Source organism: Acinetobacter sp. LMB-5, assembly GCF_001541635.1.
Classification (GTDB): domain Bacteria; phylum Pseudomonadota; class Gammaproteobacteria; order Pseudomonadales; family Moraxellaceae; genus Acinetobacter; species Acinetobacter pittii.
The window spans coordinates 335,685-350,104 of record NZ_LRDR01000004.1 but is presented as its reverse complement, the minus strand read 5'-3'; the positions used below and the strand labels follow the sequence as shown (position 1 = coordinate 350,104).

13 protein-coding genes are annotated in these 14,420 nt (G+C 40.0%); 7 read left to right on the top strand and 6 right to left on the bottom strand.

Annotated features, from left to right (window positions below):
* Window positions 1–8: 8 nt before the first annotated feature.
* The 3 genes from rlmD to cysM are packed head-to-tail and all read right to left on the bottom strand — an operon-like array spanning window position 9 to window position 3,173.
* Window positions 9–1,400, bottom strand: coding sequence for a 23S rRNA (uracil(1939)-C(5))-methyltransferase RlmD (gene rlmD, locus AW165_RS06890; RefSeq protein ID WP_060465329.1), 1,392 nt, complete (start codon window positions 1,398–1,400; stop codon window positions 9–11).
* 9 nt (window positions 1,401–1,409) lie between these two features.
* The gene (locus tag AW165_RS06885) at window positions 1,410–2,228 is read right to left on the bottom strand and encodes a 3'-5' exonuclease (RefSeq protein ID WP_005066255.1); all 819 of its coding nucleotides are present in this window, start codon (window positions 2,226–2,228) and stop codon (window positions 1,410–1,412) included.
* 12 nt (window positions 2,229–2,240) lie between these two features.
* The gene (gene cysM, locus AW165_RS06880) at window positions 2,241–3,173 is read right to left on the bottom strand and encodes a cysteine synthase CysM (protein WP_019767976.1); all 933 of its coding nucleotides are present in this window, start codon (window positions 3,171–3,173) and stop codon (window positions 2,241–2,243) included.
* 172 nt (window positions 3,174–3,345) lie between these two features.
* On the opposite strand from cysM, the gene AW165_RS06875 reads away from it, so the two are divergent.
* From AW165_RS06875 to AW165_RS06850, 6 genes are all read left to right on the top strand, one after another.
* A complete protein-coding gene (locus AW165_RS06875) occupies window positions 3,346–6,153 on the top strand; it encodes an ATP-binding protein (protein WP_060465328.1) in 2,808 nt (935 codons plus the stop codon).
* A gap of 93 nt (window positions 6,154–6,246) precedes the next feature.
* The gene (locus tag AW165_RS06870; protein WP_060465327.1) at window positions 6,247–7,035 is read left to right on the top strand and encodes a crotonase/enoyl-CoA hydratase family protein; all 789 of its coding nucleotides are present in this window, start codon (window positions 6,247–6,249) and stop codon (window positions 7,033–7,035) included.
* A gap of 12 nt (window positions 7,036–7,047) precedes the next feature.
* On the top strand, window positions 7,048–7,917 hold the full coding sequence (locus AW165_RS06865; RefSeq protein ID WP_060465326.1) for an NAD(P)-dependent oxidoreductase: 870 nt from the start codon (window positions 7,048–7,050) through the stop codon (window positions 7,915–7,917).
* A 13-nt stretch (window positions 7,918–7,930) separates the two neighbouring features.
* Complete coding sequence (locus AW165_RS06860; protein WP_017402740.1) at window positions 7,931–8,725, top strand: hydroxypyruvate isomerase family protein; 795 nt, start codon at window positions 7,931–7,933, stop codon at window positions 8,723–8,725.
* A gap of 81 nt (window positions 8,726–8,806) precedes the next feature.
* Window positions 8,807–9,208 (top strand): ribosome silencing factor, encoded by a 402-nt coding sequence (gene rsfS / locus AW165_RS06855; protein WP_001047580.1) that lies wholly within the window; start codon window positions 8,807–8,809, stop codon window positions 9,206–9,208.
* Between the two features lie 206 nt (window positions 9,209–9,414).
* Window positions 9,415–10,236: an SDR family NAD(P)-dependent oxidoreductase gene (locus tag AW165_RS06850; protein ID WP_060465325.1), complete on the top strand. Its 822-nt coding sequence runs from the start codon at window positions 9,415–9,417 to the stop codon at window positions 10,234–10,236.
* A 55-nt stretch (window positions 10,237–10,291) separates the two neighbouring features.
* On the opposite strand, the gene AW165_RS06845 is transcribed toward AW165_RS06850, so the two are convergent.
* The 3 genes from AW165_RS06845 to AW165_RS06835 are packed head-to-tail and all read right to left on the bottom strand — an operon-like array spanning window position 10,292 to window position 13,212.
* A complete protein-coding gene (locus tag AW165_RS06845) occupies window positions 10,292–11,746 on the bottom strand; it encodes an NAD(P)(+) transhydrogenase (Re/Si-specific) subunit beta (RefSeq protein WP_057075682.1) in 1,455 nt (484 codons plus the stop codon).
* Between the two features lie 12 nt (window positions 11,747–11,758).
* A complete protein-coding gene (locus tag AW165_RS06840; protein WP_000230434.1) occupies window positions 11,759–12,073 on the bottom strand; it encodes a proton-translocating transhydrogenase family protein in 315 nt (104 codons plus the stop codon).
* Window positions 12,074–12,084: 11 nt separating this feature from the next.
* Window positions 12,085–13,212, bottom strand: coding sequence for a Re/Si-specific NAD(P)(+) transhydrogenase subunit alpha (locus AW165_RS06835; protein ID WP_060465324.1), 1,128 nt, complete (start codon window positions 13,210–13,212; stop codon window positions 12,085–12,087).
* A 238-nt stretch (window positions 13,213–13,450) separates the two neighbouring features.
* Here AW165_RS06835 and AW165_RS06830 point away from each other — a divergent pair, with 238 nt between their 5' ends.
* Entirely contained in the window at window positions 13,451–14,377 is a 927-nt protein-coding gene (locus AW165_RS06830) for a DMT family transporter (RefSeq protein ID WP_060465323.1), read from the top strand.
* The last annotated feature ends 43 nt before the right edge of the window (window positions 14,378–14,420 follow it).

The following is a 14,420-nucleotide window of genomic DNA, read 5'->3' as shown; positions in this document are numbered from 1 at the left end:
TCATGTTTTTAATCGTTTATCTCTTGAATTTTTTCAAATAGTGCAATGGATTCAACATGTTCGGTATGCGTAAACATGTCCATCACTGCTGCTTTTTTTAACTGGTAACCATATTGGACCAAAACACCCGCATCCCTTGCCAGTGTAGCTGGATTACATGATACATAAACGATTCTTTTTGCTCCAAAATTTGATACATACTGCATAATTTCATATGCACCAGCACGAGGAGGATCAATCAATAATGCATCAAATCCTTGATTTGCCCAAGAATGATGCGAAAAATCTTTTGTTAAATCTTGTGAAAAGAAGGTTGCTTGCACCAAACTATTGCATTCCGCATTAGCTGTTGCTCGCTGCACCATTTCTTCACTCCCTTCAACACCGACAACCTGACCACTCTCACCAACACATCGTGCTAACGGGAGTGAGAAATTGCCCAAACCGCAAAATAGATCAAGTACCTTTTCACCTGGTTGCAATTGAAGCAATTCACATGCCAATTGAACCATCTGTTCATTTACTGTGGCATTGACCTGAGTAAAATCCAATGGCGAAAAAGCAAAATTTACATTAAACCTTTCTAAGGCATAATGTAAACGTAAAGCACCTTGTTCATCATCAATACGACGAATGCTTTCAGGACCTTTAGGTTGCAAATACAACTGCCACCCTTTGTGTAACGCAAATTGCTTTAATTGGTTGACATCAGAATTGTTTAATTTTTCTACATGACGAACCAATAAAGAAATTTCATTATCACCTTTTGCTAATTCTACATGACCAATGTGCGCTTTGCCTTTTAGACTTTGGAGTAAAGTGCGTAACTCAGGCAGACTATTTGATAAGTTTTTATCCAAAACACTACAGCTATGGATCGAAGTTAAACGATTACTATGATGTTCGCGAAAACCCATGATTAAGCGATCTGGTTTTGGCAAATAGCGCACGCCTATTCGAGCACGACGACGATAATCACTTTGTAAAGATCGAATCGGTTCTAGCCACTGTTCAGGTTGAATACCTGCAAAATGCTGTAAATGTGACTGGAGTACATTTTGTTTTAAACGGATTTGTTCATCAGGATGAATATGCTGCATGCTACATCCACCACAGATACCATAATGAGGACAAATTGCCTCTATACGATGTGCTGAAGGTTCTCCTAACAACTGTAACATTTCAGCTTCTTCAAGACGCTTCGCTTGATGGGTAATCCGAGCTTTTACAGTTTCTCCTGGCAATGCATAACGAATAAAAACTTTTTTGCCATGCTTATCTGCAGGGTGCTCAGGATGAGAACCATAATGCGCAATTCCACGCCCCTCATGAGAAAGTGTTTCAACCTGAAAAATATATTCAGGCTGTTGAAGGTTGCGAGATTTGGCTTGTTGTTTCAAAGAATGAACCTAAAAATCTGAAGAATTAAAATAGTGAGAAGTAAATTCGGTATGTTTCGAAGTACGCTCCCATACTTCAAGGAAATCGGCTTGCTGTGGCATAGTCTGTAAATATTCAATACTCGAACTGATCCAATGGTTATGCTCATCTGCATTTAATTGGCCTTTTAGTACTAACCAACGCAAATAAATAAACCATGTATTGAGCACATCCCCTTCACAATAGCTCGTCAATTTTAACCACTGTTGATTACGAACATATTCAGGCACATGATAACCCGACTCACCACGCTTACCCGGTAAACCTAAAATACAGGCAATATCATCAAGCTTTTGAAAATTACGACCATTAAACATTGCCATCACGTCCATTAAATCTATATGGCGATGGTGATAACGGTTTTGGTAATTATTAAAACGCTTCTGGCTATCAATCTCACCTTGATCAAACAGACCGGGTGCAGAGAGCCCATGATACATAGCGCGAAATAGGATAACTGGTAAATCAAATTGTGAACCATTCCAACTTACTAGAGTCGGATGGCGCTTATCAAAAATAGATAGAAATTTCTGCAAAATTTCTGCTTCAGAATATTGTTCTCGACTAAAAGAAAATAATCGAAAACCAGACTCATCGATCCATAAGCCAGAAATACAAACAATTTCATGTAAAGGCAAACGCTGAAAATCCATACCAGATTCTTGGCGACGGATTTTCGTCAATGCTTGCTCTACATCGGCCTCAGGTAAATCAAGATGATATAAATGCGCACCCGCTTTTAAATCAGTTAAAGTTTCAATATCAAAAACTAAGGTAGGGAAACGCATTATTTCTCTCAATTATGAGTTATCGTCCTGTACTGAAAACAGACCTGTAGACAAGTAGCGATCGCCACGGTCACAGATAATGCAAACAATAACAGCATCTGGATTTTCTTCTGCAATTTTGATTGATGCCCAAACTGCACCGCCTGAAGATGTACCAGCACTAACACCTTCCATACGTGCTAATTTACGCATAGTTTTTTCAGCTTCAATTTGTGGAATATCAATAATACGATCCACACGGCTACTATCAAAAATAGTAGGCAAATATTCTTTTGGCCAACGGCGAATACCAGCAATACTTGATCCGTCTGCTGGCTGTAAACCAACAATTTGAATATCTGGGTTTTGTTGTTTTAAATATTTAGAAACGCCCATAATAGTACCGGTTGTACCCATTGAGCTTACAAAATGGGTAATCTTCCCACCTGTTTGCTTCCAGATTTCAGGGCCAGTTGTTAAATAATGTGCTTCAACATTATCAGGATTACCAAACTGATTTAAAACGTGACCTTTACCTTCTTTTTCCATTTGCAAGGCTAAATCTCGTGCACCTTCCATACCTTGCTGTGGTGTTACTTCAATCAGCTCTGCGCCATAAGCCAACATTGCGTCTTTACGCTCCTGGCTCATATTGTTCGGCATAATAAGTTTCATTTTATAGCCGCGCATTGCCGCAACCATAGCCAACGCAATACCTGTATTACCGCTAGTTGCTTCAATTAATGTATCACCCGGTTTAATTTGACCACGTTTTTCTGCCTGCATAATCATGTTATATGCAGGACGGTCTTTTACAGAACCTGCCGGATTATTACCTTCCAATTTTGCTAAAACTATCGCTTGCGTATGAGAAGCTAATCGCTGCAAACGAACTAGAGGTGTCTTACCTACATAGTGATCTAACAAAAATTCGTCAGCTAAAAAATCAGGTTGTGTATTACTCATGATCAACACCTATATCGAGGTGGGCCTATTGTATGAAAAAATGCTCGGTACTGCACCCATTTCAATATGCTTTTTCATGAAAGCGATTAAAGCTCGGTCATTTATAAAATGCCGTCTGTTTTAAAATAAAGCGTGATAAGATGCCGTACAGAGAGATAAATCTGATGTAGCCATGTCTAATTTCAATAAAACCTTATCGAAACGCTTACGTCTGAATCACGCATATGGGCAATTGATTGCTCTTATTTTTGTGCCCATTATGATTTTAACGTGTGTTGGTGCTTTTCTGGTTTTAACTGAAACCTCGCATTCAGTAAAACAACAACAGCTACATCATGCCTCAGCAATTTTAGCCCGCTATAATCAAATCGCACTAGATTTATACCACCTAGTTGAACTACAGCCCGATGAATATGACCATGCTCAGCACATCATGCAAAGCATGTTTAATGAAAAAAATCTAAAACGTGCTGCGTTAATTGATAGCAATGGTCAGACTTATTTAAGTATCGGTTATCGAGACAATCGTTATTGGCCAAACTTTACTGAAAAAAATAATTTTTTTGGTCCAATCTCTTATAACCACAACAATATTTATGGACAGCGGATTAGCGACACACCCGGAAAAGCACCTGTCTGGCTTGTGATTGAAATGGATAATCAGCCACTAGAATTGGCACGTTACCGTATTTTGATTGCCCTCGTCATTACTGGCTTAATGACCTTACTGTTACTTTTACTTTGCTTGAATTTTTATTCGCGTCGGTGGATTGCACCGATGTACGAAATTCGCATGCAGTTGCAACGTTTAAATGCAGACACGTTGGACCAGCATATGGTCATTAACAGTACGGGTGAATTGCGCTTATTACAGCGTGATATTGCAAACGTTGTTAAACGATTGCACTTTAGCTTTTTAGAGTTAAAAGAACACACCGAACAAACCGAAGAAGACTTACGCAGAACGCTAGATACCTTAGAAGTTCAAAACATTACCTATCGTCAAGCACGTGACCAAGCGATTTCTTCAAACCAAGCCAAATCGGTTTTTCTTGCCAATATTAGTCATGAGCTTCGAACGCCTTTAAACAGTATTGATGGCTTTATTCATTTATTACTTCGTCAACAAAACCTAAATAACGAACAAAATCTTTACCTGCAAACTATTCGCAAGTCATCAGCCCATTTATTGGCATTAATTAATGATGTATTAGATTTCTCAAAAATTGATGCTGGTAAATTAGAGCTCGAAACAGCGCCGTTTGATTTAGAAGAAGCCGTCTTTGACGTCATGGATATGCTGTCTCCACTGGCTGCCCAAAAGCATATCGCTATGGCTTTTTACTATGCCGACAATATTCCACAACAAGTGATTGGTGATGCTTTACGCTTCAAACAAATTCTGACTAACTTGATTTCGAATGCGATTAAGTTCACTCCAGATGGCGAAATTATTGTTCGTGTTCGTATGGAACATGATGATATCGGACAATGCCTACTTCATTTTAGTGTTCAAGACAGTGGTATTGGTTTAAGCGGTACAGATCGTAAAAAATTATTTGAATCATTCTCGCAAGGTGATGCATCCGTTACACGTCAATTTGGCGGTACAGGTTTAGGTCTTGCGATCTCTAAACAGCTCGTTCATCTCATGCATGGCCAAATTGGCTTTGAGGACAATCAGGAACGTGCTCCAACAGAAAAAGGTTCAACCTTCTGGTTTACCGCACAATTTGTAGTAGATGAAGATTACGAGATTGAACACCCGCACTTTGAACATTTACAAGTGGTGTCTTATCTTGCCCACCCCGCTACAGCAAGTGTTTTACGTTATTACCTTGAGAACTATCATGTTCCTCACATCGAGACGCAATCGATTCTGGACTTGTTTAGCCGCTTAAAGCATCTTGATCAGAAAGATAATACATGGCTCATTGTTGACCATAGTGGTGATACTGAAGCGTTATTAAAAGAAATTCGTAGTCGTTATCAAGGTAATTTGGCAGTTTATGGCTATCAAATGACGCTTGAGCCAAACATGCTCACTGAATATCGTGCTCGTCCTCTCTATCAACCACTCAGCCGAAGCGGACTCATTCAATTATTAAATGATCAGCCTATTTTTGAAGAGGAACAACAAGACTTTAATGGTCAGGGTTTACACATTCTGGCAGTGGATGACCATTTACCTAACTTAATTGTTTTAGAAGCTCTACTGGGTGAACTTAACGTTAGAACAACTAAAGCAATCAGTGGTCAAGAAGCGCTTAATCTGATTCAAGAGCGAATCGATCAGAAACTCAAACCATTTGATTTAGTGTTTATGGATATTCAAATGCCTGTTATGTCAGGTATTGATACCACGCGTGCTATTCGTTCATTAGAGTCGACTTTAGATGGTGAAATGCAACTTCCAATTATTGCATTAACAGCCCATGCCCTTGCCGATGAAAAACAAAAACTTCTCAAAGTCGGCATGAATGACTACGTCACTAAGCCAATTCAAATGGAACAAATTATTCAGATTTTAACGCAATGGACTAAAAACAACTTTACAGCAAAAGCTCCAGATAAAGACCATCATGTCGTTGCAGAAGCATTAGACCCAGAAATTCTAAACTGGCAACAAAGCTTGCAGCTTGCAGCAAACAAAGAAGATCTTGCTCAAGATTTACTTAAAATGTTAGTTGATAGTTTCCCAACTGAGCTAGACGAAATGCAGCAGCTCATCGAGCTTGAAGACTTCCCTCAACTTGAGCATGTTTTACATCGTCTTTATGGTGCTACCCGCTATGTAGGTACTCCAAAACTGCAACAAGTGACAGGTGATTTTGAGCAATTTATTTCAACACTACGCAAAGAACGCCGTATAGCAGATGAAAGCTTTATTGAAGAAGTTATGAGACGCTTTGATGAGTTAGGACTTGTAGTGAAAGAAGTAGAAAGTGCTGCTCATCAAATCTTGGTGATTCCTGACTAGCATATCTACCAAATGGTATGACTGAGCTGTCATGTTTCCAAATTACAGCCATGTTATGCTCCGCTTATCGATAAAAAAATAAGCGGGAATTTCATGGCACTTTTACGTATTGAAAAGAATAATGGCATTGCAACAGTTTATCTAAACCGTCCTGATAAACGTAACGCCATGAGTTTTGCCCTTCTCAAAGAACTCGTTTCAACAGCAAAAGCCATTAAAAAAGATAGAGATATCCGCTGTGTGATTTTGACAGGTGAAGCACAAGTTTTTAGTGCCGGAATTGATTTATCTGATCTGAATAATCCAAAAAATTCTGCCTTTGCCATTTGGGAGCTAGTGAAACCCGGACAAAGCTTATTCCAAAAAGCATTTCTTATTTGGCAAAATTTACCTGTACCTGTAATTGCGGCACTTGAAGGATATTGTTTTGGTGCCGGAATGCAACTTGCCTTAGCAGCTGATATTCGAATTTCTCATCCAGACACAAAAATGTCGATTATGGAAAGCCGTTGGGGCTTGGTTCCGGATATGGGACTTACTCGTTCATTGAAAGGCTTAATTGGCGTTGATCTTGCAAAAGAACTTACCTTAACGGCTCGTGTTTTTGATGCGAATTATGCAAAAGAAATTGGTCTTGTAACTCATTTAAGTGACTCTCCGCTAGAAAAAGCAAATGAAATTGCCACTGAAATGTTACAACGCTCACCCGATGCTCTCACTGCTGCAAAACGTGTACTTGATGCAATGGAACACCAACCTGAAAAGTCATTGCGTCTAGAAAAAATCTGGCAACTTAAATTATTACTTGGTAAAAATAGCAAACTTGCTCGTAAAAAAGACAAACATCCGGAAGTTAATTTTTTACCACGCCAATATAAATAAAGAGCTTAGATTATGAATTTTGATCGCAACACCTCTATTGCTTTTTTAGGTATAGGGCTTATGGGGAGCCGCATGGCAACCCGCCTTATTCAAGCTGGCTTTCAAGTTGCGGTTTGGAATCGAACCCCTTCTGCATGTGAAGAACTGATTGATATCGGCGCACAGCCTCTAGATCTTATAAATATTGGCGAATATCCTGTTATTTTAATCTGTCTAGCAGATGACAAAGCCGTAGAGGCAGTATTTGAACAAATTCAGCCGAACTTAAAAGCTAAACAGGTAATTGTTGATTTCTCGAGCTTATCTGTTGCTGCAACAAAAACGCTTGCTCAAACTGCTGCCACACATGACGTTATTTGGATTGATTCACCTGTATCAGGTGGAACAGCTGGAGCAGAACAAGGCACGCTTGTTATTTTTGCAGGTGGTGATGCTCAAACCATTACAGAATTAACGCCTGTTTATAATGTTTTATCTCAACGTGTAACACGGATGGGAGATACAGGAACTGGCCAAGCCACCAAAATCTGCAATCAACTCATTGTTGCAGCCAACAGTGCTCTTATTGCAGAAGCTGTTGCTCTTGCAGATCGAGCAGGTGTAGATACCACTTTGCTCGCTCCAGCTTTAGCGGGTGGATTTGCAGATTCAAAACCTTTTCAAATTCTCACCCCACGTATGGCAACTCATACCTTTGAACCTGTTCAGTGGAAAGTTCAAACATTATCAAAGGATCTTAACAACGCAGTAACATTGGCTAACAATGTTAATTTAGATATCCCAGTTGCACAAAAAGCTCTATTACAGCTACAAACTCACCAAAAAAATGGCTTTGCCGAGAAAGATTTAGCTACTATGATTCAATTAATAGAGCAAAAATAAACGGAGTTTGAGTATGGGTCGTCTTGCAGTCAATTTATCCATGATTTTTACAGAAGTTCCTTTAATTGAACGCTTTGCTCTGGCCCATGCTCAGGGCTTTGAATATGTCGAAATTCAATTTCCTTATGAATTGTCTATTGCAGATATTCAAACTCAACTCGAACACTACAACCTCAGCCTTTGTTTAATTAATGTGCCTGCAGGTGATCTTATGCAAGGCGGAAACGGTTTAGCAGGCATTCCCGGCCAAGAAACAGCTTTCCATGAGGCATTAGAATTGGCTATTAGCTATGCCACAGCTTTAAACGTTCCTCGTGTTAATATTTTGGCGGGTAAGCAACCACTAGATGCTGACTTACTTCCTTGTTTAAAAACACTAGCAGCCAATTTAAAACTTGCCTGCAACTTACTCAGTGAACATGATATAGAACCCGTTTTTGAAATGATTAATGGCACGGATATGCCTCGCTTTTTGGTGCAGAACATTGCGCAGGGCCAAGAAATGCTAGAAGCAGTCAATCACCCTGCCCTCAAAATGCAATATGACTGCTATCACATGGCCATGATGGGTGAAGATGTACTTGAGGGTTTGCAAGAGAATATTAACTTAATTGGACATATTCAATTTGCAGACTGTCCAGGCCGCCATGAGCCTGATACAGCTCAAATTCCTTATGAACAAATTTTTTCTTGGTTAAAGCAAAGTTCATATCAGAACTATATTGCAGCGGAATATAAACCTGAAAATGGTTCAAATCAGTCGTTTACATGGAAGAAAAAATACTTTTCTGATGATGTAAATATATAAACTGTTACGACTTCTGTTTGAAATTTAGTGCGAAAACCACTATATTAGATAGTGAGTAATTGTCAGGAAAATATACCCTATATGAATTTAGAACCATCGCCCAGCGTGTCTAATTCTCACGATTTCGCAATGAACACCTCAAATAAAGACGTACAAGCTTGTCTCAAAGTCGTCCACGACGCTTTAGTTGATGTAAAAGCAAAAGATATTCTCCAGTTAGATGTTAGCTCAATTAGCAATGTCGCTGATGCTATTGTAATTGCAAGTGGTACTTCTACTCGCCATGTCAAAGCACTTGCTGACAATGTTGCAGAAGAAGCTCGAAAAGCCGGTTTCCGCCCGATTGGCGTTGAAGGTGAACGAGATGCAGAATGGATCTTAATTGATCTCGGCTTTGTTGTAGTACACGTAATGCTACCAACAGCTCGTAAATTCTATGATTTAGAAAGCTTATGGCGTACCGCTCCAGAGTCGGTTGCTTAAAATTTTGCTTTTAAAAAAAGCGGCTCTTTTGAGCCGCTTTTTTTATTTATCCACATCTATTTTAATCACTTTCAAATACCATACCCTATCCCCAAAACACCAATCATCACATATATCTAAATTTGACATGACAAATTGTCAAATTTGCAGCACTATACAAATTCTTGAAGTCCCCACCAATAAATAGCATAACCGGAGTACAGAAAGTGAAGATATTAATTACTGGTGCCAATACAGGCATAGGTTTCGCCACAGCAGAACAACTCGTTAAACAAGGGCAACATGTGATTTTGGCATGTCGAAATCCTCAAAAAGCGCAAGAGGCACAAAACAAACTACGCTCACTTAACCAAGGACAAGTCGATGTCGTTTCTCTCGACTTAAATAGTCTTGAATTAATTAGAAAAGCTGCCGATGAAATTGCAGATAAATATAGCAATCTTGACGTACTCATTAATAACGCTGGTTTATTTGCCAAAACCAAACATTTGACCAGTGAAGGCTTTGAGCAACAATTTGGGGTTAATTATTTAGGCCATTTTTTATTAACTCAAAAACTACTCCCAGTTTTACAACAATCTCCTAAAGCGCGCATTATCCATCTTGCATCTATTGCCCACTGGGTGGGCTCAATTAAACCCAACAAGTTTCGTGCAGAAGGTTTTTACAATCCCCTGTTCTATTATGGGCAATCGAAGCTTGCAAATTTATTATTTAGTAATGCATTAGCAGAACAGCTAGCTGGAAGTTCAATTACCAATAATGCATTACATCCCGGCGGTGTTGCTTCTGATATTTATCGAGACCTACCAAAACCTGTCTATGCGGCGATGAAATTAGGACTAGTACCAACTTCAGTTCCAGCAAACCTCATTACAGAAATGGCAACTTCTGAAGCATGGCAACACCGTAATGGCGAATATGTCAGTGCACATATGCCAGACTGGAAATCATCACATGCTAAAAATCAGCAACTGGCACGTGACTTATATCAACAATCTATGGTTCTTGTAGAAAAATTTCTTTAAAAAATCAGCCCAAATAAAAAACCACCCGAAGGTGGTTTTTTTATTTCAAAGCAAATTAGTGGCCTGTACCGTTAATTGCTTTCGTCATATCTTCAACAACTTTCTTGGCATCACCAAAGATCATCATTGTTTTTTCATTATAGAACAAGTCGTTGTCTAGACCAGCATAACCAGTTGCCATAGAACGCTTAATCACCATGATTGTACGCGCTTTATGAGCTTCAAGAATCGGCATACCATAAATTGGTGAGCTTGGGTCATCTTTTGCAGCTGGGTTTACAACGTCGTTTGCACCAATTACAAGTACTACGTCAGTTGCAGGGAAGTCTGAGTTGATCTCATCCATTTCCAAAATATCTTCATATGCTACGTCTGCTTCAGCAAGTAGTACGTTCATATGACCAGGCATACGACCTGCAACCGGATGGATTGCAAAGCGAACTGTTACACCTTGCTCTTTCAAAAGTTCACACAACTCTTTTACCGCATTTTGAGCACGACCTTGCGCCATACCATAACCCGGTACAATCACAACGCTATCCGCATTTGACATTAAGAAGCCAGCATCATCAGCAGAACCTGAACGGTAGTTACGTTGAACTTGTTCACCTTTATCTGCGGATGCAACTGCTGCGCCACCCATTGCTCCACCGAACAATACATTGATGATCGAACGGTTCATTGCTTTACACATGATGTACGACAGAATCGCACCAGATGAACCTACAAGCGAACCCGCAACGATCAACATGTTGTTTTCAAGAGTAAAACCAATACCTGCCGCCGCCCAACCAGAGAATGAGTTAAGAAGCGATACCACTACAGGCATATCACCACCACCCACTGGTGCAATCCAAACCCAACCAAATGCAAGTGCAAGTGCTGTCATTGCCCAGAAAGCAGTCATGTTGCCAGTTGTGAAGAAGTAGAAACCGCAAGCCAACATCGCAATAAAGATAAGTGCTTGAACAGGTTTAACCCATGCACCAGAAATTGTTTTAGCCCATTTTTTCGCAGCCAATTTACCATACGCAAACACAGATGCAGTAAAGGTAATCGCACCAACGAAACAACCAACAAACAATTCAAATAAGTGAACCTTGCTCATGTGTGCATGTTGCACGCCAGCTGCTGTTAAAGCCGCTTCATTTTGAGCGAATAGTTCAGTAAGTTGGTTGTTATGTAAAATTGCAGCAATCGCAATTAAAACAGCAGCCAAACCCACTAATGAGTGCATAAGCGCAACTGTTTCTGGCATTTGCGTCATTGGCACTGTACGTGCACGCGCAATACCCACGATTGCACCTAACACCATTGCCCCAACGATCATCCAAATAACTGGGTTATTCGCAACAAAGAAGGTGGTTACAACTGCAATCGCCATTGCGATCATACCGTAACGGTTACCTTGAATTGCTGTTTTAGGACCAGATAAGCCACGAAGCGTCAAGATAAAGAGGATTGCGCCAACAAGGTACAACCAGTTTGCATTTGCTTGAATAAATTCCATGTCAAAGCCCTCTTATTTCTTTTGCTTAGGCTTGAACATTTCCAGCATGCGTGCAGTTACTGCAAAGCCACCGAAAATATTAATGCTTGCCAAAAATACTGCAATCGCACCGAGTACGCTCACCACATTCACACTTTGAAATGCAACGTTAGCATCTACACCTAAAACTGGCAGACCTACAGTTTGCAACATCGCACCTACCACAATAATAGATGACAACGCATTGGTTACCGCCATAAGTGGTGTATGCAAAGCTGGCGTAACACCCCAAACCACGTAATAACCTACGAAGATGGCAAGGACGAAAATTGTAATAGTTTCAACCATGAGAAATCTCCTTAACCACGCTTAAGCAGTACTTGACCGCCATGAGTGACCAATAGGGCTTTTTGGATTTCGTCTTCCTGATTAATCGCAAAGTTTTTCTCTTTGTCGAATAAGGTCTCTACGAAATTAAAAACGTTACGCGCATACAATGCAGAAGCTTCTGTTGCTACAGTTGCCGGAATATTTGGAACACCCAAAATTTTCACGCCATTTTCTGTAAACACAGTCTCACCAACTTTAGAGCCTTCAACGTTACCACCAGTTTCAACAGCCATATCTAAAATGACAGAGCCCGGTTTCATCTTGGCAACAGTTTCAGCTTTAATCAGACGCGGCGCATCACGACCTGGTAACAATGCAGTAGTAATCACGATATCAGCATTAGAAACAGCTTTATCTACAATCGCAGCTTGGTCTTTGATGTATTGCTCACCCGGCATCCATCCATAACCATTTTTAGCGGCATCTGCTGCACGTTGTTGCTCTTCTTCAGACATTGGTACGTCTAACCACTTACCACCCAAAGACTCAACTTGATCTTTTGCTGTAGGACGCAAGTCAGTCGCTTCAACAATTGCACCTAAACGTTTTGCAGTTGCAATCGCTTGAAGACCAGCAACCCCAACACCCATGATCACAACACGCGCAGGCTTTACAGTACCCGCAGCAGTCATAAGCATTGGGAACATGCGTTGATATTCAGCAGCAGCAAGTAAAACTGACTTATAACCAGCTAAGTTTGCTTGAGAAGACAACACATCCATGTTTTGTGCACGAGAAAGCGTACGAGGAAGCAGTTCTAAAGCAAAAGCAGACACTTGTTGATTCGCAAACTGATCTAGCTCGGTGTTACGATAAGGATCAAACATTGCTACAACAGCGGTATTTGCTGCAAGTTTCTGAATTTCCGTGCCCTGTGGTGCGCGAACTTTCAAAATAATTTGACTACCCGTATAGGCATCATCCGTAATGGTTGCACCGACCTGTTCATAAGCACTGTCAATGTACGCAGCCTTTACACCAGCACCACGTTCAATCACAATGCTATGACCAGCGCTAATCAACTTCTTTACTGTCTCTGGCGTAGCAGCTACACGATTTTCACCGACGACAGTTTCGGTTGGGATTCCGATCTGCATGAGCGTTCCTCAAGCTAATTTCTCATTGTCAAAAACATTGCAAGCTGCAATGTTTCCCCCATGTGTATTCTTTGTACAGAATTTGGATTCTAATTGAACTTTTTTAAAATACCACCCACTATTTATTTAATAAATACCCATATTTTGAACTGATGATTCACGATATTTGTTTAGAGGTGTAATATGGGAAGGTTTTTCTTTTTTTGCAGACAATAGTCTCTCTTATACAGTCCTGTATATGAAAATTTCTTTATCTTCGTTTCAAATCGGGTCTTTTTTTGCTCTTTGCTCTGCGTTTCTATTCAGTACAAAAGCAATCTTTATTAAACAGACTTATGCCCTTTCTCCATTAGTAGACGGTACGGTCCTGATGGCTTTACGTATGTTAAGCGCTTTACCGTTCTTTCTATTAATTTGCTGGTTTAACAGGCATCATAATCAGGGCATAAAAAAGAAGGATTGGCTAATTTTAATTTTTGCCGGTCTATTAGGCTACTACTTTGCAAGTTGGCTCGATTTCATGGGCCTTATGTTTATTAGTGCCTCTTTAGAACGAATTATTCTATTTTTATATCCCACGCTTACAGTCATCGTATCAAGCTTACTCTACAAACAAAAATTAGATGTAAAAAGTTTATTTGCCATTTTTCTTAGTTATGGTGGAACCGTGCTGGTTATGCTTCAGGAGCACAACAACGCACCAATTCAGGGCAACTTCTGGTTAGGGACAAGTTTCGTATTTGCAAGTGCCGTGGCTTTCGCTGGCTATTTGTTGCTGACGCCACCTCTCATTAAGAAATTTGGCTCTTGGAATTTCACAGGGTTAGCCTTAACTGTGGCTTGTATCGGTACATTAACTCATTACGCACTAAGCACACCTCAACCTATTCAACTTCTATTACAACTCCCCTCTAGTGTAATTTGGTATGGCATTGGCTTAGGCTTTTTAGTTACCGTTTTACCCACCGTTATGCTCATGCAAAGCATTGAACGATTAGGTGCCTCTCAATCTGCAATGATTGCTTCGATCGGACCAGTTTTAACGATTTTGCTTGCCGTTGCTTTTTTAAATGAACATCTCAATATGTGGCAATGGATCGGCTGCCTTCTTAATATTGTCGGTGTCATGATGATTACACTCAGAAAGAAAAGACTAAAACATTAAATTCTCTTGACCTCAACTTAAGTTGAGGTTGGATACTCATCTA